The organism is Gemmatimonadota bacterium (genome assembly GCA_016712265.1).
In the GTDB taxonomy this organism is placed as follows: Bacteria; Gemmatimonadota; Gemmatimonadetes; order Gemmatimonadales; family Gemmatimonadaceae; genus RBC101.
Genome location: JADJRJ010000030.1, coordinates 526,708 through 549,711, shown reverse-complemented (window position 1 = coordinate 549,711; position 23,004 = coordinate 526,708). Strand labels below are relative to the sequence as shown.

At 67.4% G+C, this 23,004-nt stretch carries 23 protein-coding genes and 1 tRNA gene; all 24 read right to left on the bottom strand.

Annotated elements, in window-relative coordinates:
* Positions 1 to 3: 3 nt before the first annotated feature.
* The 24 genes from IPK85_17760 to IPK85_17645 all read right to left on the bottom strand — a co-directional run bounded on the left by IPK85_17760 (position 4) and on the right by IPK85_17645 (position 23,003).
* Entirely contained in the window at positions 4 to 1,479 is a 1,476-nt protein-coding gene (locus IPK85_17760) for a leucyl aminopeptidase (GenBank protein ID MBK8249224.1), read from the bottom strand.
* Positions 1,480 to 1,558: 79 nt separating this feature from the next.
* Positions 1,559 to 2,530, bottom strand: a complete 972-nt coding sequence (locus IPK85_17755) for a D-glycerate dehydrogenase (protein ID MBK8249223.1) — start codon at positions 2,528 to 2,530, stop codon at positions 1,559 to 1,561.
* Positions 2,531 to 2,592: 62 nt separating this feature from the next.
* Positions 2,593 to 2,676: transfer RNA gene (locus IPK85_17750), tRNA-Leu, on the bottom strand.
* Positions 2,677 to 2,710: 34 nt separating this feature from the next.
* Positions 2,711 to 3,259, bottom strand: coding sequence for a hypothetical protein (locus IPK85_17745; protein ID MBK8249222.1), 549 nt, complete (start codon positions 3,257 to 3,259; stop codon positions 2,711 to 2,713).
* A 2-nt stretch (positions 3,260 to 3,261) separates the two neighbouring features.
* On the bottom strand, positions 3,262 to 3,858 hold the full coding sequence (locus tag IPK85_17740; GenBank protein MBK8249221.1) for a zf-HC2 domain-containing protein: 597 nt from the start codon (positions 3,856 to 3,858) through the stop codon (positions 3,262 to 3,264).
* The gene (locus IPK85_17735; protein MBK8249220.1) at positions 3,851 to 4,405 is read right to left on the bottom strand and encodes a sigma-70 family RNA polymerase sigma factor; all 555 of its coding nucleotides are present in this window, start codon (positions 4,403 to 4,405) and stop codon (positions 3,851 to 3,853) included. Before IPK85_17735 ends, IPK85_17740 begins: the two co-directional genes overlap by 8 nt.
* Positions 4,406 to 4,584: 179 nt before the next feature.
* Positions 4,585 to 4,842 carry a 50S ribosomal protein L27 gene (rpmA, locus tag IPK85_17730; protein MBK8249219.1) on the bottom strand — a complete coding sequence of 86 codons (258 nt, stop codon included), beginning with the start codon at positions 4,840 to 4,842 and terminating at the stop codon, positions 4,585 to 4,587.
* A 14-nt stretch (positions 4,843 to 4,856) separates the two neighbouring features.
* On the bottom strand, positions 4,857 to 5,174 hold the full coding sequence (gene rplU / locus IPK85_17725) for a 50S ribosomal protein L21 (GenBank protein MBK8249218.1): 318 nt from the start codon (positions 5,172 to 5,174) through the stop codon (positions 4,857 to 4,859).
* A gap of 124 nt (positions 5,175 to 5,298) precedes the next feature.
* Positions 5,299 to 6,843 carry an Rne/Rng family ribonuclease gene (locus IPK85_17720; GenBank protein MBK8249217.1) on the bottom strand — a complete coding sequence of 515 codons (1,545 nt, stop codon included), beginning with the start codon at positions 6,841 to 6,843 and terminating at the stop codon, positions 5,299 to 5,301.
* Positions 6,844 to 7,203: 360 nt separating this feature from the next.
* Positions 7,204 to 7,755 carry an isoprenylcysteine carboxylmethyltransferase family protein gene (locus IPK85_17715; protein ID MBK8249216.1) on the bottom strand — a complete coding sequence of 184 codons (552 nt, stop codon included), beginning with the start codon at positions 7,753 to 7,755 and terminating at the stop codon, positions 7,204 to 7,206.
* On the bottom strand, positions 7,752 to 8,969 hold the full coding sequence (locus IPK85_17710; protein ID MBK8249215.1) for an acyl-CoA dehydrogenase family protein: 1,218 nt from the start codon (positions 8,967 to 8,969) through the stop codon (positions 7,752 to 7,754). The genes IPK85_17715 and IPK85_17710 overlap by 4 nt, the downstream gene beginning before the upstream one ends.
* A 249-nt stretch (positions 8,970 to 9,218) precedes the next feature.
* Positions 9,219 to 11,708, bottom strand: coding sequence for a U32 family peptidase (locus IPK85_17705; protein MBK8249214.1), 2,490 nt, complete (start codon positions 11,706 to 11,708; stop codon positions 9,219 to 9,221).
* A gap of 57 nt (positions 11,709 to 11,765) precedes the next feature.
* Positions 11,766 to 11,927: a hypothetical protein gene (locus IPK85_17700; protein ID MBK8249213.1), complete on the bottom strand. Its 162-nt coding sequence runs from the start codon at positions 11,925 to 11,927 to the stop codon at positions 11,766 to 11,768.
* A gap of 3 nt (positions 11,928 to 11,930) precedes the next feature.
* A complete protein-coding gene (locus tag IPK85_17695; protein ID MBK8249212.1) occupies positions 11,931 to 12,290 on the bottom strand; it encodes a hypothetical protein in 360 nt (119 codons plus the stop codon).
* Positions 12,287 to 13,648, bottom strand: coding sequence for a DUF1446 domain-containing protein (locus IPK85_17690; GenBank protein ID MBK8249211.1), 1,362 nt, complete (start codon positions 13,646 to 13,648; stop codon positions 12,287 to 12,289). Before IPK85_17690 ends, IPK85_17695 begins: the two co-directional genes overlap by 4 nt.
* Entirely contained in the window at positions 13,648 to 15,297 is a 1,650-nt protein-coding gene (locus IPK85_17685) for an acyl-CoA carboxylase subunit beta (protein MBK8249210.1), read from the bottom strand. Before IPK85_17685 ends, IPK85_17690 begins: the two co-directional genes overlap by 1 nt.
* Positions 15,294 to 15,710 (bottom strand): cobalamin B12-binding domain-containing protein, encoded by a 417-nt coding sequence (locus tag IPK85_17680; GenBank protein MBK8249209.1) that lies wholly within the window; start codon positions 15,708 to 15,710, stop codon positions 15,294 to 15,296. The genes IPK85_17685 and IPK85_17680 overlap by 4 nt, the downstream gene beginning before the upstream one ends.
* 100 nt (positions 15,711 to 15,810) lie before the next feature.
* On the bottom strand, positions 15,811 to 16,476 hold the full coding sequence (locus IPK85_17675) for a class I SAM-dependent methyltransferase (protein MBK8249208.1): 666 nt from the start codon (positions 16,474 to 16,476) through the stop codon (positions 15,811 to 15,813).
* Between the two features lie 122 nt (positions 16,477 to 16,598).
* Positions 16,599 to 18,284 (bottom strand): methylmalonyl-CoA mutase, encoded by a 1,686-nt coding sequence (locus IPK85_17670; protein ID MBK8249207.1) that lies wholly within the window; start codon positions 18,282 to 18,284, stop codon positions 16,599 to 16,601.
* On the bottom strand, positions 18,281 to 19,345 hold the full coding sequence (gene meaB / locus IPK85_17665) for a methylmalonyl Co-A mutase-associated GTPase MeaB (protein MBK8249206.1): 1,065 nt from the start codon (positions 19,343 to 19,345) through the stop codon (positions 18,281 to 18,283). Before meaB ends, IPK85_17670 begins: the two co-directional genes overlap by 4 nt.
* Entirely contained in the window at positions 19,342 to 20,319 is a 978-nt protein-coding gene (locus IPK85_17660) for a DUF21 domain-containing protein (GenBank protein MBK8249205.1), read from the bottom strand. The genes meaB and IPK85_17660 overlap by 4 nt, the downstream gene beginning before the upstream one ends.
* A complete protein-coding gene (locus IPK85_17655; GenBank protein ID MBK8249204.1) occupies positions 20,316 to 21,566 on the bottom strand; it encodes an HlyC/CorC family transporter in 1,251 nt (416 codons plus the stop codon). Before IPK85_17655 ends, IPK85_17660 begins: the two co-directional genes overlap by 4 nt.
* Positions 21,566 to 22,006, bottom strand: a complete 441-nt coding sequence (gene ybeY / locus IPK85_17650) for an rRNA maturation RNase YbeY (GenBank protein ID MBK8249203.1) — start codon at positions 22,004 to 22,006, stop codon at positions 21,566 to 21,568. Before ybeY ends, IPK85_17655 begins: the two co-directional genes overlap by 1 nt.
* A gap of 40 nt (positions 22,007 to 22,046) precedes the next feature.
* Positions 22,047 to 23,003 (bottom strand): PhoH family protein, encoded by a 957-nt coding sequence (locus IPK85_17645; protein MBK8249202.1) that lies wholly within the window; start codon positions 23,001 to 23,003, stop codon positions 22,047 to 22,049.
* Between the last annotated feature and the right edge of the window lies 1 nt (position 23,004).

Sequence of the window (23,004 nt, the reverse complement as noted above, 5' to 3'; positions counted from 1 at the left end):
CGGTCAGTGGGCGCGTCCCCGGACGAACTCGACAAACGTTCCCACCGGCACCCCGGTGGCGCCTACCGGCATGATCGTCAGGTCGCTTTCGCCGTACGCCGTCCCGGCGATGTCCAGATGCACCCATGGATAGTCCACGAACTCGTTCAGAAATGCGGCCGCCGTGAGCGCACCGCCCGCTCGTCCTCCGGTGTTCTTGATGTCGGCAACGACGGAGCGGATCTGTTCCTTGTACTCGTCCGTGAGCGGAAGTTGCCATGCCGGCTCGGCCGCACGCCGTGAGGCGGCGATCACCTCTGCCATCAACGCGTCATCGTTCCCCATCGCCCCAGTCGTGCTGTTACCCAGCGCGACAACACAGGCGCCCGTGAGCGTGGCGGCGTCGATCACGGCGGCCGGGTGATACTGCTTGACCCAGTGCAGCACGTCGGCCAGCACGAGCCGTCCCTCGGCATCTGTGTTGATGATCTCGATCGTCTTGCCCGAGGACGCGCGCACAATGTCGCCCGGCTTGACCGCGACGCCACTCGGCATGTTGGTCGTGGCCCCGAACACTCCAACGACATTCTGCTTGAGGCCGAGTCGCGCAATCGCCTCCATGGCGCCAATCACGCCAGCGGCACCGCACATGTCGAACTTCATGAACTCCATGCGCTCCGCGGGTTTGATCGAGATGCCTCCCGTATCGAAGCACAAGCCCTTGCCCACCAGGACGATCGGTGCCTGGCCCTTCGGACCCTGCCCGTACTCGATGGCCACCAGTTTGGGGTCCTGCGGGGTGCCCTGCGCGACGCAGAGGAATGATCCCATCCCTTCGCGCTCCATCTCCTTGCGACCCAGCACCGTTACCCGGAGCTTGTGGCGCTTCCCGAGGTCGCGCGCGGTATCGGCCAGCAGGTCCGGCGTGCAGACGTTGCCAGGCATGTTCGCCAGGCGGCGTGCCATGGCATACCCCTCGCCGATGGCGGCCGCGGAAGCCAGAGACGCCGTCGCGCTCTGGGTATCGTCGACGAGGAATGTCACGGAGGCCAGCGGCGCCCGTCGGTCCGACTCCGGGACGGGAGTCTTCATCTCGAGGTACTCCCATGACCCCAGCTGGACCCCAATAGCTGCCTGCTCGAGCTCGGACGGCGTCCAGCCCGAGGAGACGAGGGTTAGGGAGCCGACCCCCGCCCTGTGCGCCTGACGGCCCGCGAGGGCGGCGGCCCGGCGCAATGCGGACTCCCTGGACCCAGCGCTACCCATGCCCACGAGGAGGATCCGACGAGGGCCACGGGAACCCCCCACCAGATGCAGCTGCTCGTCCCGTCCACCCCGAAAGTCCCGCCGGTCAAAACTGCGCTTGAGGGCCCCACCCAACGCCTTGTCCAACTCGCGAAGGTCGGACGGCAGGCCACTCCCCACCGGCAGGAGGCAGGCTAGCATCGGCGTATTGGCGGATGCTGCGCGACCGGAACGCGCACTCAGGGCAAGGGACATGTGGGGAGGAAGCGAGGGGCACGTCGTGCGGAAGCAGGTAAGCTATTGGCGTCCGCATTAAGCCCACAAGCGACCGCAGTCAGGCCACGCGATCGGGAAGTGGTTCGCCCGCCACCCAGGCGGCAATGTTGGCCAGGACACGCTCCCCCATCGCCACCCGACTTTCGATGGTCGCGCTACCAAGATGTGGAAGGGTGACGATGTGCGGGTGGGCCAGGAGCGCCGGGTTCACTGCGGGCTCGCCGTCAAACACATCGAGGGCTGCGCCGGCGAGCTGCCCTGCATCGAGGGCGCCAAGGAGTGCGGACTCGTTCACGACGTCGCCGCGCGCCGTGTTCACGAGAAACGCCCCACGTCGCATCGCTGAAAGGGCGGAGCCATCGATGAGGTGGCGCGTCCCCTCGGTCGCCGGACAATGCAACGAAACGAAGTCGGCCGAGCTCAGCAGGTCGTCCCGGGAATCGCACCATCGCACGCCCAGCTGGGACTCCTCGCTAAGCGGCAGCCTCGTGCGGGACCAATAGGCCACGGACATCCCGAACCCTTGGCGCGCGCGCTGGGACACGGCGCGGCCGATCCGGCCCATGCCGACGATGCCTAACGTCTTGCCGGACACCCGGGTCCCGAGCATGTGGGTCGGTCGCCAGCCAGTCCACGCTCCCGCTCGCAGCTCTCGGTCTCCCTCCCAGGCGCGCCGTGCCACGGCCAGAAGGAGCAGCATCGTCAGGTCGGCCGTATCCTCGGTCAGGACGCCGGGTGTGTTGCTGACGGGCATCCCAATCCGACGGCACGCCGCCAAGTCAATGTGATTCGTTCCCACGCCGAAGTTCGCGAGGAAAACGGTTCGTCGAGGGGTGCCTTCCAGGAGTCCCGCATCGAGCCGATCCCCCAGGGTGCAGAGCACCACGTCGAATTCGCGAAGGGCGGTGCCCAACTCCGCTCGGGTCAACTGTCGGTCGTCTGAACTCAGGGTCGCGCGGTAGCGCTCGCGCAGTACGGTCTCAATGGGTGCCGGGAGGCGACGGGTGACCAGGATCGACGGACGGAGCATGTCGGGGCGAGAGGCCAGTACAAAGAAAAGCGGCGCATCCTTCGATGCGCCGCTCCAGTGAGTGCCCAGGACGAGAGTCGAACTCGTAAGGGCCGAAGCCCGGCGGATTTTGAGTCCGCTGCGTCTGCCAGTTCCGCCACCCGGGCGCACCAATGAGGCTAGGCACCCGAGCGCCGAAGCTCAAGGGCCTTCCCCGCCCGGACGTCGCGGGCGGCGCAATCCTGGGGTCTCCAGACGATCCGCCGGAGGGCCACTCCGGCGATCCCTCATCTCGTCCATTTGGCGACGCAACTGCTCCTGCATCCCGACGTAGCGGGCCCGCTGCACCGGACTCAGGAATTGGCGCAATTCTCGTTGTTCCTGCTCGAAGAGCTCCAGTCGTCGACGCTCCACGCGCAGGCTGCGCTCCAGCAGTGCGTCCACCACGGCGTCAGGCGCGGTCGAGTCCGCACGAAGGGCCCGGCGCATCTCCCGTCGCACGTCCAACTCCTCCCGGATGAGGGTGCGACGCTCGCCCTCGAATCGTCGATTGACCTCGCCGAGGCGAACCATTTGATCGTCGCTGAGGGACAAGCGTTCTCTCATGATGAGCGCGAGCCGCTCCCGAAAGCGCTCCTCGAGGCGGCCCCGGTCGGACGAATCCTGCCGCAGCCGACCACCGCCCTGCGCGTCCATGGTGGCGGCCGCCACCATGGTACCCAGTACCGCACACAGCGCACGCCATCGCATGGCTAGTTCCCTCCGGTCGAGCTGGAGATCCAGCGCGACTGGCGCGACCCCTCCGGCTCCGCATGCGGGGCGACCTCGATCTTCTCCAGAGCGCCAATCAGCGCCTCCAGATCTTCATCGGCGAGGTCGTCGATGCCGCCTCCTGCCGTCAACCTGACCGCACTCGGCTCACCGACGGTCGGGACGACCGTCGGCGTCGAGGTTGGCACGGCCGTCGGAGTGTCAATACTGGCGACGATCGCGGGGACCTGGGTGGAGTCTGAGGTGGGGTCGTTCCGGAAGGAGCGCACCGCGGTAGCCACCGACGTCCCTCCCAGGATCACGAGGGTGATGGCCGCAGCCCATCGCCAGCGCACCGGGCGGGCCTCGGGGGTCACATGCGTCCGCGCCACGGCGGCGAGGATCGCCTGATGGTCGATCCGCGGGGTCGGCGTCGCCGTCAGCACGGCACGCGCCGATCGCAACACGTCCAGCTCCGCCCGACACTCCGCGCACGCGGACAGGTGTTGTTCGACCAGGGCCACGCGGGTGGCGTCCAACCGGCCATGGAGCAGGTCGGGCAGTTGTTCCCGGATGTCGATGTTGTTGCAATCAAGCATTGAGACGCTCCTTCACCTGCCGCAGTGCGTTGTGATAGTGCACCCGTGCCGCCCCTTCCGTGGTCCCCGCGACCTCGGCGATCTCCTTGTAGGACAACCCTTCGTTCACGCGCAAGACAAACACCTCACGTTGCGTCGGCGATAACGTCGCCAGTGCGGCCCGCATCCGGCGATGGGACTCGTCGGCAATCACGATGTCGAGGGCGTCATACTCCGTGGCGGCGTCCCCCTCGCGGACCTCCTCGTCCTCCGGGTGCCGCTTGCGGGCCCGGCGGACATCCGACACCAAACGTCGTGCGATCGTGAACAGCCAGGTACGCAGCGAGCTTTCGCCCCGAAAAGACGCCAACGCCCCGAAAGCCCGGATAAACGTGTCTTGCACGACGTCCTCCACCCCGCTCCGCAGCCCCAGGCTGCCGACGAATCGTGCCACCGCCTCGGCGTGCCGTTCCACGAGACGCGATGCGGCTCGCTCGTCGCCTGCCTGCCAGCGGGCCACGAGGTCGGCATCTGATGCCTCGGAGAGAGTAAGTGTTCCATCGGCCATCGCACACTCTAGCTGGTGGGACGTTGGGGCCTCGGACGCGTTAAGGCTAAGGCCGCCGCGCGGCGTTCGGGCCCGGGCCTTGGAGCTGGCGCGGGTGCGACCCGCCGTGAGCCCCGGCCCGGACAAAGCAAAAGCGCACCCCAAACCGGGGTGCGCTCTGACTCTTACACGCGGCCGCCTTACGCAGCGGGTTCCACCGACACGCGCATGCGGCGCTTGTCCTTGTGCTCGAACTTCACCGTTCCCGCCACGAGGGCGTAGATGGTGTAGTCGGTTCCGAGGCCGACATTGCGACCCGGATGCCAGTGCGTGCCGCACTGACGCAGGATGATGTTGCCGGCGATGACGCGCTCGCCGCCGTACTTCTTGATTCCGCGATATTTCGGGTTCGAATCGCGGCCGTTGCGCGATGAGCCGACGCCTTTCTTGTGAGCCATGGAGAGAGCCTCGCTCAGCCGAGGGTGATGTCGTTGATGCGGACCTCGGTGAACCCCTGCCGATGGCCCTGCTTGCGCGCGTAGTTCTTTCGGCGCTTGAACTTGAAGACGATGATTTTGTCGTCGCGGCCCTGCTTGACGATCTCGCCGGTCACGCGGGCACCCGCGAGGGTCGGAACGCCGACCTTCGCTTCGGAACCGGTGGAACCGAGGAGGACCTCGTTGAACTCGATGGACGTGCCGGCATCACCGGGGAGCGAGGGGATACGAAGAGTCGTCCCCGGCTCAACCCGGAACTGCTTGCCACCAGTCCGGATGATTGCGTAAGTCATGGTAAATCGGGCAGATGCGAGCCCAAGAAGCTAGAGGGTAGGCTGGGGTAATGGCAAGTGGGACAGGGAAATGAGACCCACGAAGGCTGTCCGGGACCGGCTTCGTGCCCGGCCCCGGAACAGCTCAGACCACCGCGTACTGCTGCGTGACGTCTCGTCCCGCGCCCTTCTGGACCAACTTGAACTCGTCCGGTCGGAGGAGAGGGTCGTCGCGCAGCTCGACCGGAAACCCCCCGACGCGCTCGAGCTTCTTCAAGAAGTCCTTCTCGGTCTCCAGGAGGAAGAAGGCGACGTCGGGGTGCAATTTGACCACGACGTGCTCCTTGCGCCCCTCGGCGCCCATGCGTTTCACGGACCGTTCCACCCGGCGGACGATCGTCTCCGGGGTGAAGACCCGACCGGTCCCGTGGCAGGTTGGACAGGGCCCGGTCATCGACTGGAAATGGCTCTGTCGGACCCGCTGGCGGGTCATCTCGATCAGGCCGAGGTCGGACACCGGGAACGCCCGTGTCCGGGCGCGATCGCGGCCGAGGTGGCCGCGGAGTTCCTGCACGACCCTCTCGCGGTTACTGCGGGTCTCCATGTCGATGAAGTCGGCGACGATGATCCCCCCCATGTCGCGCAGGCGGATCTGGCGTGCGAGCTCGCGCGCTGCCTCGAGGTTGGTGCGGAGGATCGTCTTCTCGGGGTCCTTCTTGCCCGTGAAGCGCCCCGAGTTCACGTCGACGGAAACGAGGGCTTCGGTCGGCTCGATGATCAGGTAGCCCCCCGACGGCAGGTCACAGCGGCGCTTGAACAGGTCCCGAATTTCCGTCTCGATCTCCGAACGGTCGAACAACGGGACGTTGCCCTCATACAGGTGGATCCGCTCGACCAGCTCCGGCGCGAATCCCTTGAGGTATTCGACGATCTCGTTGTAAATCTGCCGCGAGTCCACTTCGACCTTCTCGATCTTGGTCGAGAAGACATCGCGGATGATCCCACGGGTCAGGCTGGTTTCGCGGTGCAGCAACGCGGGCGCCCGGACGAAGGTGTTCTTCCGCTTGACCTTCTTCCATGTGTTAAGCAGCATGTCGAGTTCGCGCTTGAACGCGTCCTCGGTGGCTTCTTCGCCCACGGTACGCACGATCACGCCGCCCGACTTGGGCGGGAGCATCGATTCGACCTGCTCGCGCAGCCGCTGGCGCTCGGCCCGTTCGCCGATCTTGCGTGAGACGCCCACACGGGAGGCGTGGGGCATGAAGACCAGGAAGCGACCCGCCAAGCTGACCTGCGCGGTGACGCGCGGCCCCTTGGTGGAGATCGGCTCCTTGGAGACCTGGACGATTAGCGTGTCGCCCTTCTTGATGACGTCCTGGATCGGCGGTGCCTTGGCCCGTCGCCCGGTGGGAGGGCCGTCGTCGTCCTCCTCTTCCTCGTCCTCGTCGTCGTCCTCGGGGTCGATGGGGACGACGTCAGACGCGTGCAGGAACGCGCTTTTCTCCGTCCCGATGTCGACAAAGGCGGCCTGGATGCCGGGCTGGACGGCCTCGACGCGTCCGAGGTAGATGTCGCCCACCATGCGGCGCGCTTCCGGTCGGTCGACCAGCAATTCCACCAGCTGGTCGTCCTCGAGGATGGCTACCCGGGTCTCCCGGGACGTGGAGTTGATCAGGATCTCGCGCTTCATCTAGTGCCCTGGCCGTGCGCGGTCCTCGCGACTCGAGGTGACCACAACTGGCAGGTCCATGGGGTGAGGTCCGTCGCGAAGCGGCACCAGGCCGGTGCGTGCGAGGAGCCGTGTGGGACGTTGGCCCGACGCGCCGGGTGATCGTCGCAGCCGAGGGGACGACCGAGCGCTCCAGCGGAGCGCGGCCGTCCCGGGACTGGCGATCGGGAGCATGCGCCCCCCTGTCCATCGCGATCGTGCCGGTCACGCGCCTCGACACCGTCCGGCGGCGCCACGCACGTGACACGAAAACGCGAAGGCCCGCGAGTCGCGCGAGCCACCGCAGAAAGAACACCAAGGGTGCCGACACGCCGCTCGGGGTCACCAGGACCACTGGAGCTTTAGTGCCAACACAAGGAGGGCTGCCAGGAATCCGAGCGCCGCCTTCCATTCGCCGTGCTTCATGTACAACGCACGCGAGAAACCGATCGTCGCGGTCGCATCCGCCTGCCGCCACGGGGTCAGTCGCGGCACGAACATCGGGACGTTCCGCGCATAGGCGGCATACGCCTCGGGAAACCGCCCGGCGATGTTGGCACGCTCACGTTGCATGGTCGGAACATAGATCAAGGCGAAGAAGCCTGCCACAACCACCAGCAAGGCCCAATGCGCGGCGACCGCAAAGCCGGCACTGATCAGGAACGAACCGAAATAGAGGGGATTGCGGGTGTGCGCGTAGGGCCCCGTGGTGGCGAGCCGGTCGTTCTTCATGATGTGCCCGGATGCCCAGGCTCGCACGACCACGCCCACGAGGGCTATGGCACCACCGAGGGCGAGCCCGCGTGCGCTGGGGCGAGCCAAGGCGAGGTACGCGCCGGAAAGAAGGAACCCAAGCGGCAATCGCAACCGCTTGGCCAGGAGCGAATAACTCACGCACCAATCTCCCGAAGCAGCTCGCGTGCAATCACCAGACGCTGGATCTCGCTGGTGCCTTCCCCGATCTCGCAGATTTTGGCGTCCCGCATCATCCGCTCCACCGGGTACTCCTTGGTATAGCCGTACCCGCCGTGGACCTGGATGGCCTTGATCGTGGCGCGCATGGCCAACTCGGAGCAGAACAACTTGGCCATCGCGGCGCTCTTCGTGACCGCCTTGCCTTCCTGAAGCATGCGGGCCGCGTGGTAGACGAGGTGCTTGCCGGCCTCGATTTCCGTGGCCATGTCGGCGAGTTGGAAACTCACGCCCTGGAAGCTCGAGATGGGCTGGCCGAACTGCTTGCGGACGGTGGAGTAGCGCAGCGCCTCCTCGAAGGCCCCTTCGGCAATCCCGAGGGAGAGGGCGGCAATGCCGATGCGGCCGGCATCGAGGGTGCGCATGAAGTTGATGAACCCCTGCCCCTCCTCACCCAACCGGTTCTCGACGGGCACCTCAACATCCTGAAAGATCAACTCTCGCGTGTCTGAAGCACGCCAGCCGAGCTTGTCCTCCTTCCGGCCGGAGGTGAAGCCCGGCATCGCCGGCAGGGAGGCATCGGTCCCGATCCCGTACGGAGTCGCGCGGGCGATGTCGTCGTTTCGCTTGGTGAGGATAAAGCTGGAGATACCACGCGTGCCGGCTTCGGGGTTCGTCACCGCGGTAGCCACAAAGATTTCGCCGACCCCGCCGTGCGTGATGAACCGCTTCGACCCGTTGAGGATGTAGCGATCTCCCTTGCGGACCGCCGTCGTGCGCGTGCCCCCCGCGTCGCTCCCCGCCCCTTCCTCCGTCAGGCCGAAGCCGCCCATCACCTTGCCAGAGGCCAGCAGCGGGACATAGCGCTGCCGCTGTGCCTCGGTCCCGAAGTGGACGATGGGCGAGGTGCCGAGGGTGGTGTGGGCCGAAATGGTGAGGCCATGCGAGGCATCGACGCGCGCCAGCTCATGGATCACGATCATGTACGACGTCAGGTCGAGCCCGGCGCCGCCCAGCTCTTCGGACCAGGGGACGCCCAAGAGGCCGAGGTCGGCCATGCGGGCGATGTTCTCCCAGGGAAATTCGGCCGAGGCGTCGTAGCGGGCGGCAACGGGCGCCACCGCTTCACGGGCAAACGCGCGCACCATGTCGCGCACCTGCAGATGTTGCTCCGAGAAATACTGGGAATCGTCCATCGTGATCTGGTGGCCGGGGTCGGAGAGGCAGCGACCAGCGGCGGTCCGACGGCCGAGGATGCGTCTCATGTCGTGCGTGGGGAATGTAACATCGGGACGGGTACGGCCCGGAGAGGCAACGCCCTCCCCCTTCGCCCCGGAAGACGATCCGTCGCCACGGGTGCTTGGGGTCAGCCCGTCATCCGGGAGTCCCACGTGGTCCCTGCGGCTCGGCTGGCGTTAGGCCATCCGGGCCGACCCGTCGCCACGTCACACCGCGCGGACGAAATGCCCGCGGGTGAAAGCGCTCCCCACCAACTCGCGTGGACTCAGGGTCCCGGGGACGCTGCCCCCGGCCGCGATCGACGCCGCATAGGCGGAGGTGACGCGTCCCACCGCGTCGCCCGGCACGTTGAACAGCAGCTGGAATCCCCGAAGCCCTGCCGTGCCTAACGCGGCCACAAACTCGGACCCCTCGATGGGGCGCGAGTGGAGGAGCCGGTTGCGACACGCGGCGTCGGTGGCCACCGGAAAGGTGTATCCGGCCGGATCGGTCAACTCCACCGTGCGGTGCTTGGACACACACAGGTCACGACAGGTCGTGGCGACCCGGTCGAACGCGGCGGAGAGGACGCAATGCTCAATGGTCATCCCCTCCGGGCGCCCATAGAGCACCACGTCGAACCCACGGCCCTCCCACGGGGCAACCATCCGCGCGAGCTCGTCCACCGTCAGCTCGACCGACGCCACGATGCGGGCGATGCCACGTTCAAACAGCAGGGCGGCCGTGTGGGCATTGGTACAGTTGACGGCGTAGTCGGCGACGACGTCGCGGCCGGCCGCGGCGAGTTCGACGGCGAGGCCGACATGTCCCACCTGGATCGCCAGGCCGGTTGCGAGCCACTTGTCCAGCGTGCGTCGTTCTTCGGGGCGCACGATCGTTGGCAGTCGCAGCCGCAATCGCGCGCCTGTCGCGTGCAGCTCCTCGGCGAGTGCCACCACGCGGCTCACGGGAGGCACCGGGTGTCGCAGGAAGGGATCCACGACGACCTCGGTGGCTCCCGCCTGTGCGGCCTCGCGCGCCTGGTCGACGTCGCACGTCGTCGCGACGAGGCGCGCCGCGGTGTGCGACACGGGCGACGCCACGCCAGTCAACGAGGTCGCTGCGGCAATGGTCGCCGTGCGGATCGCCTGGTCGGCCGCGCGCGTCCAGTCGCGCCGCAGGGTCAACTCCTCGACGGCCGCCGTGCGGAGTGCATTCAAGGCGCGCACAGGGAGGAACACCCCGGTGCCAACCCCCTGCATGTCGAGCGACCCCAGCACGAACGGGGTCTCGCCGAGGCGGCCCAGCTGCTCCCGCAGGCGCGAGACGTCGAGCGGATGTTGGGTGGCGGGGGTGAGCGCGACGTCGCTTCGGGTCTCGACCTGCTCGTCGCCGGCCACCCAGATGGCCTTGAGGGGGCTGCCGGCGGCGCCGAACAACCGGACGTCGACGACCTGCTTGCGTTCGCGCGTTGACGTCGGCAGCGAGGCCCACGTGGCACGCGCGCGTTCCAGCAGCGCCGCCTCCCCATTCCGGAAGACGCGCCAACCCACGGGAATGCGCTCCCTGCTGCGAATCACTTGACGGACGCGTCCGGTGGACGCGCTACCGATTGTCTGCACCGATTGCGCGGTGAAGCCGGTGCCACGTCCACGGTGTCCTGGCGGCGGCTCGAAGCCCAGGCCGTCACGTTCGGCGACGGCGTGCGTGACCTCCACGATCACCTCGCCCGGGTCGCTGCGCACGACCACGCCAATTTCGTGTCCCCGGTTGTCGGGTTGCTCTCGGGTGACATAGTCGCGCCCGGCGCGGCCGACCAACATCCCCGCGGTAAAGCCGCGGGAGTAGATCTGGACCAGGGGGCGCACGTCCTCGAATTCCGGCACCGCCAGCTCACCGGCCTGCAGGCGGTCCAGCCAGCGCCGGTACCCCAGGGTGACGGTGGCGACGTATTCCGGCTTCTTCTTTCGGCCTTCGACCTTGAGGGTGCTGATGCCGGCCGCGTGAAGCTCGGCCAGCTGGTCGTGCGCGGCGAGGTCCCTCGCGGAGATAAGGTACCCGCGATCCAGCTCGGCGCCCGTCACTGTGTCGGTCAGCACGTAGTCCTTGCGACACGACTGCGCACACGACCCCCGGTTGGCGCTCCGCTCGGAGATCATCCCGGACATCAAGCACTGCCCGGAGTACGAGATGCAGAGGGCCCCATGGACAAACGCCTCGAGCCCAAGGTCCTGGACCGCGTCGCGGATGGTGCGGATGTCCTCCAGTGTGTTCTCGCGCGCGAGGACGACGCGGTTGATGCCGAGGGTGCGCATGAACCGGGCGCCGCTGACGTCGTGAACGGTAAGCTGGGTCGACCCATGCACCTCAAAGGACGGGTAGACGCGCTGGATTAGCCGGATCAGCCCGAGGTCCTGGACGATGGCCGCATCGACCCCGAGGTCGATGGCTTCACCCAGGTGACGCAGTGCATCGGAGAGTTCGGCGTCCTTCAGGAGGATGTTGAGGGTGAGGTACACGCGCACCCCCCGGTCGTGTGCCATCGCGCAGGCCACCCCCACCTCCGCCATGGTCAGCTGGGCGCCTTCATCGCGCGCATTAAATCGCTCGGCGCCGAGGTAGACCGCGTTTGCGCCGTTGGCAATCGCGGCGCGGACCGCCTCCAGGGAGCCAGCGGGGGCGAGAAGTTCCGGTATCTGGGACGGATGGGAGGGCACGCCCGGAAACTAACCGGCCACGTGCTCCCGGCGGCGACGGTTCCTCGGTCCCGCAGGTCAGTCCTGTCGGTCGCGTTCGAAGAAGCGCATCAGGAACGCCAGGGCGACCGCGACGATGGCGGCCCAGCGCAGTCGGTCACTCTCAAACCGGACGCCGGCGGCAAACAGCGCCAAGCCGATGCCGGCCAGCGCCAGCTTGATCGCGGTCGGGCGGGACATTCGTCAGGAATCGCGGGCCGTGCCACCATGGACGGCTGCGACCTCGGCCGCCGGCAGGTCCAGGACCATGCGCAGGAGGGCTGTCGAGTACACCTTGCCCTGGGCGTCGGTCTTGAGCGACAGGGTGCCGCCGCCGTCCAGGGCCCCGTGGAGCAGGAAGTTCAGGGCCTTGAGGTTCGGCAGTTCGTACCGTTGCACGGGGCCGGTGATCATGCCCCGGAAGTGCTCGGCGACGCGTTCCACCGTGAGTTCGCGGACCAGGATGGGATAGAATTCCGGCCGGAGGGCGATCACGCCGACGTTCGCGGTGTCTCCCTTGTCGCCGGAGCGGGCGTGGGCGAGGTCCAGCAGTCGCACCTTCATGAGCGGATCTCCACGACCGGGGTGACGACGGTCTTGTCGACCAGGGCCGGCCAATAGGCGACGATTTCCTCGACCTTGGGACGGCCGCCGGCAAATCCGGTGACGGTCGGCGGTCCATTGAGGACGAGCGGGGCCAGCTCACGGGTGAACTTCTCGACCATAGTCTTGTCGGGCGACCGGACACCGATGCGCAGCTGCACCTCGTTGGCCTCGTGGCCGTCACCGGCGAGATAGCCGTGGGTCGACGTCGCCCCGACGAACTCGGTGACGATCGCATCAAAGCGCATGCCGAGCATCACGAAGCGTCGGCGCAGGACGTCATCGGCTGCCCGCGCCTTGGCCATGGCGTCCGGCCACGCGTAGACCAGGGTACCGACGGCCTTGAACCCGGCGCGGTAGGCAATCGAGACCTTGAGCTTGTCGGTCGGGGGCCGTCCCACGATCCCGGAGACGCGCACGCGATCCGGGCCCGAGGCCGCCAGCTGAATACTCGTGAAGTCTGCCGTGACGTCCGGCGTGATATAGCTGTGGGGATCCCCCATTTCGTAGACCAGCTGCTCGGTCACCGAGGGGACGGAGATCCGTCCGCCGGTGCCCGGATGCTTGACGACCTCGAAGGTGCCGTCGCGCCGGGCCTCGACGATCGGGTATCCGACGTTCCAGAGATCGGGGATGGTTTGCCAGTCGTGGAGGCAATTGCCACCGGAGCACTGGGCCCCACATTCGATGATGTGGCCGGCGATAATGCCGGCCGCCAGTCGATCCCAATCCTGGGCGTCCCAGCCGAATTCGTAACGCAGCGGGGCCATGGTGAGCGCCGTGTCGGTCGAGCGGCCCGTGATCACGATGTTGGCGCCCTGGCCGAGCGCCTCGATGATCGGCTCCGATCCGATGTAGGCGTTGGCAGAGAGCACCCGGTCGCGGACGTCGGTGAGTGGCGCCCCGGTGTCCATATTGGCGAGCGGGTGCCCGGCGGCGATGAGCGCGTCGAGGCGTGGCAGGAGGTCATCCCCGGTGACGACGCCGAGCTGCAGCTTACCACGAACCCCACGCTGGTCGGCGAGGGAGAGGAGGGCGTCGGCGCAGCCGTGGGGATTGACCCCACCTGCATTGGCTATCACGCGAACGCCACGCTGCACGACGGCCTCGAGGACGGAATCGACGGCGCCGATGAAGTCGCGGGCATACCCCATCTTCGCGTCACGTTCCTTCTGCTTCTGCAGGATGGACATCGTGACTTCGGCGAGGTAGTCCAGCATCAGGTAGTCCACCGGACCACCTTCGACCTGGCGCCGGGGCGCGGCGAGCCAATCGCCCCAGAAGCCCTGGCCAGCGGCTACACGCACGACATCCTTCATCAAGTTGGCTCCGGCTGCGGGGGGAGGACAAACGCACCGATGTGTGGCCCGGGATTGTGCAGAGTGACGCGCAGCACCTGGGCCAGGACGTCGCGGGTTTCATCGGGGTACACCACGGCGTCGACGTACCCACGGGCGGCCGCGTAGCGGGCGTCCAGCTGGTGTTCGTAGTCGGCGCGCATCTCGTCCACGGCGGCCACGACCTCGGGTCCCGGCGTGGTGCCTGCGCGCTTGGCGGCTTCGAGCGCCGGGCCGTGGACGGCCTGGATCGCGGCTTCGCCTTCCATGACGCCCATACGGCCGCTGGGCCAGGAGAGGATGAAGTCGGGATCGAACCCCTGCCCGGCCATGGCGTAGTAGCCGGCGCCCGAGGCGTGATTCACGGTGAGGACAACCTTGGGCACGCGCGCGCAGGCCATGGCCTCGACAAAGCGCGCGCCCGCGCGGATGATTCCCTCGTGCTCGGCTTCGCCACCGACCATGAAGCCTGAGACGTCCTGAATGAACAACAGGGGAATGCCCTGGCGGTCGCAGCGGTCGATGAAGAACGCGGTTTTCTCGGCGCTTTCCGGGTAGATGATGCCCCCGAACCGGGGCCGTTCACCGGCGCGGCCCTTGATGAGGCCGCGTTGGTTGGCGATGACGCCGACGGGGATGCCGTGGATGCGCGCGTCGCCGCAGATCATTTCCTTGGCGAGGTTGCCCTGGAATTCGTCGAGGGACCCGTCGTCCACGATGGCGCGCAGGACCTCGTGCATGTCGTAGGGCATGCGGTGATCCGAGGGAAGCAGCGCGTAGAGGTCGCGTGCGGTGATTCGGTCACCACCTGCAATGGAATGGTTGTGTTCCTGCGCGATCGCGCCCCTATCTTGAGACCGGGGGGGGGCCCCCCGCCCCGGCAACCGGGCCACCAGATCGCGAATTTTCGCCAGGCAGGCGGCGTCGTCGTCCACCGCGTAGTGCGCCACCCCGCTGACTTCCGTATGGGTGACCGCGCCGCCAAGCGTCTCGCCATCGATCACCTGGCCCGTCGCCCCCTTCACGAGGTTGGGCCCGCCAAGTCCCATGAACGACGTGCCCTTCACCATCAGGATCACGTCGGACAGCGCCGGGAGATACGCCCCACCAGCAATACACGGCCCCATCACCGCCGCGATCTGCGGAACCCGGAGGTACCGCCGCATGATCGAGTTGTAGTAGAACAGCCGCGCCGCCCCGTATTGTCCCGGGAACACCCCGCCCTGGTACGGCAGGTTCACCCCGGCGGAGTCGACCAGGTAAATGATCGGCACGCGACACCGCATCGCGATCTCCTGCGCGCGCAGCATCTTCTTGATCGTTTCGGGCCACCACGAGCCCGCCTTCACGGTGGCATCGTTCGCGACCACCACCACGTCGCGACCACTCACCACGCCGAGCCCGGTGACCACCCCGGCGCCGGGCGCCTGGCCCTCGTACTGGTCGTGTGCGACCAGCAACCCTACCTCAAGAAAGCGCGTTCCCTCGTCCACAAGGCCCGCGATACGTTCCCGCGCGGTCAGCTTCCCCTGTTTGTGCTGGCGCGCGATCTTGTCCTCGCCCCCACCCAGTCGCAGCTGCTCTTCCAGGAGCCGAAGCTCCGCGCTCAGGGACCGCAAACGCGATGTCACGTGGATGCCTGCTCCCGTGCCGCGAACCAGCCCTGGATGTATTCGATCAGGTCGGTGGTCCTGGTGCCCGGGCCAAACAGCTCACCCATCCCCTGCGCACGCAGGATGTCCATATCCTCTTTGGGGATGATCCCGCCACCCGTGATGAGGATCTCCGCGCGACCCGCCTCCACGAGGAGCTGGCGCACTCTTGGGAACAAGGTCATGTGCGCACCACTCAGGATCGACAAGCCGACGACGTCGACGTCCTCCTGGATCGCCGCCGTCGCAATCATCTCCGGCGTCTGGTGCAGGCCGGTATAGATGACCTCCATGCCGGCGTCGCGCAGGGCGGCCGCGACGACCTTGGCGCCGCGGTCATGGCCATCGAGCCCGGGTTTGGCGACAAGGACACGAATCGGACGGTTCGACATGCTCGGGGGAAAGGGTTCCGGGACGAAAACTAGTCGCGGCTACGAGACCGGGGCAGCGCGACCCGACCACCATCGGCGGACGCCGACGCCAGCCGAACCGTCACGCCTTCCGCGCGACGAGCAACATCTCGCTCGACGTCCGCCGCAGCGGCCGCCCAGACCACGCGTCTTCGGCCAATTCAACAACCAGGCCGGCGTCATTCAGGAGGCGGGATAGTTCGGTCGCCGTGTACAGACGAATCCGGTGCTCCCGGGGGGCGAGGGCGCGTGGGCCGCCAGAGAAGGCGCTCGTGATCGTCAGAACCCCCGACCACGCGTCGAAGCGACGTTCCTGTACCACCGTGGTCCCGTTTGCGGTCGTCCACCAGTCCTTGGACACGAATCGCGCCATCACGCCGTCGCGGCTCCCGCCATGCCAGACAAGGACACCGCCCGGACGGAGCACCCGGGCAAACTCGCCGATGACCCGAACATCGTCGCGGGGGTCGAGGAAAAAGCCAAACGAGGTGAAGAGGTTGAGCACCACATCGAACCGGCCACTCCACGGTGCAGGCAACCGGCGCATGTCGCCCTGACGGTATCGCAGGGTTGGCCCGGTCCCACGCGCGATGGCGCGTTGGAGCAGCGCGCGGGAGTAGTCGAGGCCGTCCACCCGGAACCCCGCTTCGGCGAGCAGGTGTGTGTGGCGCCCCTGACCGCACGGGCAATCCAGTACCCGCGCACCGGCGGGCAGCCCCAGGAGCTCGACCAGGCGAGCGACCTGCACCCGGTCCTCCACCGGGCTGAAGATGGGCTCGAACTCCAGCAGGTACTCCTCGCCAAAGTACGAGGTCCACCACTCGCCGTCGGTCGCGGGAGCCGTTCGGCCCCCGCGTGCAGGTTTCCGGATCAGAAGAACACCGGCTCGCGGTATGCGCCGAACTGGAGCTCCATCGCATGCCGGATTTCGTAGAGCGTGCAGTTCGCGCGCGCGCAATCCAGGATGAAGGGGATGAGGTTGCCGGTCGTCGCCGCCGCGTCCGTGAGCGCCTGCAGCCGCGCCTCGACCAGCGCTTGATCCCGCGCCGCCCGCATCTCGGCCATGCGCGCGCGCTGTTCGGCTTCGGCGCGCGCCCCTACCTTGAGCACCGGGATCGCCAGCTCCTCATCCGAAGTCGTGAACTCATTCACTCCGACGATCACGCGCCGATGCTGCTCGATTTCCCACTGCTGACGCGCGGCGCTCTCGGCGATCTTTCGCTGGAACCATCCCTGCTCAATGCCTCGCACCACCCCGCCTTGTTCCTCGATCTGGGCAAACAGCGCCTCGGCATCGCGCTCAAGGCGATCGGTGAGCGCCTCGACGTACCATGACCCGCCTAACGGGTCACTGACGTTCGGGACGCCCGTCTCGTACGCAAGCACCTGCTGGGTACGGAGGGCGACTTGCACCGCCTGCTCGGTGGGGAGCGCGAGCGTTTCGTCCATCGAGTTGGTGTGCAGTGACTGCGTGCCGCCCAGCGCGGCGGCCAGCGCCTGGTAGGCCACGCGCACCACGTTATTCATCGGTTGCTGCGCGGTCAGGGTGACCCCGGCCGTCTGCGAGTGGAACCGGAGCATCCACGATCGAGGGTCCTTCGCCCCGAAGTGTACGCGCATCCGGCGCGCCCAGATGCGGCGCGCGGCGCGAAGCTTGGCGATCTCCTCGAAGAAATCGTTGTGGATGTCGAAGAAGAACGAGAGGCGCGGGGCAAACGCGTCCACGTCGAGCCCGCGCGCGATGCCGCGCTCCACGTACGTAAAGCCGTTGGCGAGGGTGAAGGCCAGCTCCTGCGCCGCGGTCGCGCCGGCTTCGCGAATGTGGTAGCCCGAGATGGACACGGTATTCCACTGCGGCGCGTGCTCGGCGCCCCACTCGAAGAGGTCGACGATCAGTCGCAGCGCCGGTTCAATGGGATAACACCAGGCGTGCTGCGCCATGTACTCCTTGAGGATGTCATTCTGGACCGTTCCACGCAGCTGGTCGGCCCGCACGCCCTGCCGCTCGGCCGCTGCGACGTAGAAGCAGAAGAGGATGACCGCGGGGCCGTTGATCGTCATCGATGTCGAGACCTGGTCGAGCGGGATCCCCTCGAAGAGGACCTCCATGTCTGACAGGCTCGAGATCGCCACGCCGGTCTTGCCGACTTCACCCTCCGATCGCGGATGGTCGGCGTCATAGCCCATCAAGGTGGGAAAGTCGAACGCCGTGGAGAGCCCGGTTTGCCCGTTCTCCAGCAGGAACTTGAATCGCGCATTCGTCTCGTGCGCGGTCCCGAAGCCCGCAAACTGGCGCATGGTCCACAGGCGTCCGCGGTAGCCGGTGGGATGAATGCCTCGCGTATACGGGTACGCCCCCGGAAGCGGCGCACCGACGGGGTTGGCATCCAGCGCCGTGTACACCGGATCGATCTCGAACGCCGAGTTGGTGAAGGCCAGGTCGCGGCGCTCTGCCTTGTCGTACCGGGCGCGCCAGACGGCGACTTCGGCGCGCAACCGAGCCAGCTCGGCGTCTTGTGCTTGCACAGCGGCCTGCAGTTCCTGAATCGACGTCATGGCTTCACCGTGGAAAGGACGCCGGCGGCCCGGCGCAGCAGCTCATCCGCAATTGCAAATGGCGACGTCTCGCCCGAGGCTACCTGCGGCAGGTGGGCCTCGATGAAGTCCCGAATCTCGGGATGTTCCCACACTCGACGACGCATCCGCTGTTCCGCCACCTCGATCACCTGCTCCCGCCAGCGCGCCAGCCGACGCGTCATCCGTTCCCCGCTGGCCTCAAGATACTGCTGGTGTCGAGCCAGGGCGTCGGTCAACTCCTCCACCCCCTCTCCCTTGGCGGCGACCGTCCGAAGGACGGGTGGGACCCACCGCTCCGGAGCCGCCTCCCGAGCGGCGAGGCGGGCGGCCTTCCCCGGATTGGCGATGGCCCCCAGATCGACTCCATGGTGGGCGGGGGCATTCCTGAGCGCGAGGCCCGCGCGCATCCCGAGCATCAGCTCGATGTCGTTGCGCAGCCGATCGGCCCCTGGCCGATCGGCCTTGTTCACGACGAACAGGTCGGCGATCTCCATCAGCCCCGCCTTCAGGGTCTGGATGGAGTCCCCGGACTCGGGGACGAGGACCACTACGGTGGTGTCCGCGACGCGCGCGATGTCCAGTTCACTCTGCCCGACGCCGACCGTCTCCAACAGGATGCGATCAAAGCCAAAGGCATCGAGGACGTCCGCCACCAACCGCGTCGCCGACGACAAGCCGCCTAACGAGCCGCGGGTGGCAAGGGAGCGGATGAACACCCCGTCATCGAGCGCGACGCTCTCCATGCGAATGCGATCGCCGAGGAGGGCGCCGCCCGTGAAGGGTGACGTGGGGTCCACGGCCACCACTCCCACGCGGAGCCCTGCGCGTCGCCAGGCCAACACGAGCTGCGTCGTCAGCGTGCTCTTGCCGGCGCCCGGGGGCCCGGTGATGCCGATCCGTTGGGCGCGACCAACGCGAGAATGCAGTCGAGCAAGCAACGTGTCGTAGCCCCCGCGCTGGTTCTCGACAATGCTGACGGCGCGGGCGAGGGCCGCCGGTCGCCCTGCGTCAAAGTCCTGGAGCAGCTGGTCCACGCTCACGCCGTGGCCCCTCCGTCGGGCCGGTGCACCGGCTCCGGTTCGTCGTGTTCGTCGCGAATCTCCCCCACGAGTTCCTCCAGCAGGTCCTCCAGGGTGACCAGGCCAAGGGTCTCCCCCGCTGGCCCCTGGACGATGGCCAGGTGCTGCCGCTCCCGAAGCATGCGGAACAACAGGTCGTTGCAGCGCCCCGACGGAGTCGCCAGACCAACCCGTCGCAGGGTCGGCGCCTCATCGACCGCCTGGATCACGTCAAACGCGTGGACGAAGCCGGCCACCTGGTCGAGGGTGCCCGTGTAGACAGGCACCCGGCTGAATCCACCCTGTGCGAGCTGGCGGCCGAGGGCAGCCGTGTCGAGCGCACTGTCGACCGCAAAGATGTCCTTGCGTGGCGTCATCACTTCGCCCACGCTGCGCTCGCCGAAATGGACAACCCCTTCGATGATCGCAATCTCCGTGTGCTCACCAACCCCCTCGAGCTCCCCTTCGCGAAGCAACTCGCCCAGCGCCTCGTCGTCGGTTCGCACGTCACCGGCGTCCCGTCTGGCCTCCCCGGTCAGGCGTCGTACCAAGGCGAGGAGTGGCAGGAGGAGGTACTCCAGCAGGCGGACGATCGGGATCAGGGGTGGGATCAGCGCGGACGGCCAGCGCCGCGCCACGGCGCGTGGCAGGAGCTGGCCGAGGACGAGCAGCGCGACGGCGTAGCTGAACGTCAGGCGCACCCGGGCCCACGGCTCCACCGTGGAGGTGGCGATGAGGGTCCCGGCCAGGAACACCGTCAGCGCGACCCCGGTCGTGGCGGCGAGGATGAGCCGTTGGGGACGTTCGAGGTACAGCTCGGCAGTCGGTGCGCCACTCAGGCGACGTTCGACCCAGTGCCGCAGCCAAATGCGACTGACCGACCGCACGGCGGTCGCCGTGGCCGTGAGGACGGCGACCAGGATCAGCGAGAAGACCAGCATGGTAGTGGTCGTCATCTCGGTGGCTCCCCGTGCGCCCACGCCTCGCCCGGTGGGGCACGCCGTTCGAGATAGACGCGCTCGATGCGTCGACGCACCACGCGCTCCACGACCACGCGGAAGGAATGGATCTGGAGTTCTTCCCCTGCCTTCGGTACTCGTCCCAGGACTTCGTACACCAGGCCAGCGATGGTCTCCACCTGTTCGTGGCGCAGATCCTCGCGCACCAGCTCCGAGAGTTCGTCCAGCGTCAGGCGCCCCGTCACCCAGAACCGCCAATCGTTCTCCACCTCGACGCGCGGTTCGTCTTCATCGTATTCGTCGCGGATTTCGCCGACGATCTCCTCGAGGACATCCTCGATCGTGATGAGACCCGCCGTGCCGCCGAATTCATCAGCGACGATCGCGATATGTGACCGCGAGGCCTGAAAGTCGCGCAGTTGGGCATCCGCAGACTTGGCCGCGGGAATGAACACGGCGGGGCGAATCAGCCCGGTCCAGTCGTCGGGCGCTTCATCCGCGACAATGGCGGGCAAAATGTCCTTCGCAAAGACGATCCCGACGATATTGTCGATCGTATCCTGGAACACCGGGAGGCGCGCATGTTCGGAGCTCCGTACGCGGTCGACCACTTCAGACCACGGCGCGTCGCGATCGACAGCGATAATGTCCACGCGCGGCACCATCAACTCGTGTACCGTCGTCTGGCTCAAGCGGAACACACCGTTGAGCAGGACCTCCTGTTCCTTCGACACGTCGGCCTCGCTCGCCACCACCTGGCGGAACTGCTCCGCCGTCTCCTCGATATCCTCATCATCGCGGGCGGGGGGCGGCAGCAGGTGGTGCAACCACCGATCGAACCAGCCGCCCAGCGCTGCCACAGGGGCCAGGAGGCGCTCCGTGACGAGGATGAACCGGAAGATGGCGTCATCGGGCGCGAGCCCACCGACCGTCCCCAGGCTGCGCGCCAGCGACTCGGTCGCCCCGACGAGCACGATGGCGGCGATCACTCCGAGCAGGAGGGACATGCCCAGCGAGACGCTGCCCAGGTCGAGGGCGAGGGCCACCCCAATGCCGGCGAGCAGCTGGGCCATCACCCGCGCGAAGGCGAGGGCCCGGTGGGCGCGCTCGCGACGCGCGTGCAGCGCCTGCAGCGGAGCCGCCAGTGGCGCGTCCGGCTCGATCGCGAGGAGCGCGCCGTCGGCGGCGGCGCAGGCGTACGCCACCTGTGCCCCAACCAGGGTAAGCAGCAGCCCGGTGAGCATCAGGCGAGCCCCCGCTTGACGGCGTCCCGCAGGAGTCGCTCCTGTCGCCGCCACATCACCGAGGTCTCGCGCGCCGCGGTCGCGGGATGTTCCCAACCCAGGGCGTGCAGCACGCCGTGGACCACCAGGCGTCGGCATTCCTCCGCCACCGTGGTCCCGAAACGCCGGGCATTGTCGCGGGCCACCTCGGGCGCGATCCACACCTCGCCCACGATCGGAGCCCCGGGGGCCTTTCGCGCGTGTTGAAGGGTCACGATATCCGTCGGGCCCGAGACCCCGGTAATCGCCCGATGCACGGACGCGATCTGCCGGCGTCCCACAAAAGCAAACACCAGCGCCGCGTGCCGGACGGCCTCCCGTGCCAGCACATACCGCGCGAGCCGTTCGACGCGCGCGGCGGCCAGCGGCAGTCGGGTGAGGGTCGGTCCCCGGGTGACCATGACGTCGATCCCGGGGCCGCGCCGGCCTTGGGGAGGGTCCTCACCCACGGCTGCCATTCCCTCCACTGTCTTCCTCGTACGCCTTGATGATCTGCCGGACGAGCCGGTGCCGGACGACGTCCACATCGGTGAGGTAGTGGATCGCGATCCCCTCGATGCCCTTGAGGATCCGTTCGATCTGCAGCAGTCCGGACTCCTCGCGACGTGGGAGGTCGACCTGGGTCTTGTCGCCCGTGATCACTGTCTGGGAGTTCGCGCCGAGTCGCGTCAGGAACATCTTCATCTGTGCGTTGGTCGCATTCTGTGCTTCGTCCAGGATCACGAAGGCGTCACTCAGGGTGCGGCCGCGCATGTAGGCGAGCGGGGCGATCTCAATCGTGCGGGTCTCGAGGGCGCGCTGCATGCGCTCGGCGGGCATCATGTCCTCGAGAGCATCGTACAGGGGACGCAGGTACGGATCGACCTTGGCCTGCATGTCGCCCGGCAGGAAGCCCAGGCTCTCTCCAGCCTCGACGGCGGGGCGTGCCAGCACGATACGTCGCACCCGCTTGCGGGACAGGGCATCCACCGCGGCGGCAACAGCGAGGTAGGTCTTGCCCGTCCCCGCCGGCCCGATGCCGATGACGATGTCGTGGTCCGCAATCGCCCGGAGGTACTCGGCCTGGCCGGGCGACTTGGGCTGGATGATCTTGCGCACCCCAGGCAGGACGATGCGCACCTCCCCGTTCGCGGCGCCGTGGTCGCGCGCCTGCTCCAGGCTTGCCCGCAGGATGTCATCCGCATCAAAGATCATGCGTTGGCGGGCCGCATCGATCATCCGCTGGGCAATCGGGACCGCCCGGGTGACGGCTTCGCCATCACCGGTAAGCGTGAGCACGTCCCCGCGCAGCGACACGCGCACCGCCGTCAGCTTGGCGAGCTCGTTCAGGTTCACGTCGTTCACGCCGGTCAACAGAAGGGGATCCGCCCCCTCCACGCTGAGGCGCTGGGACAGCATC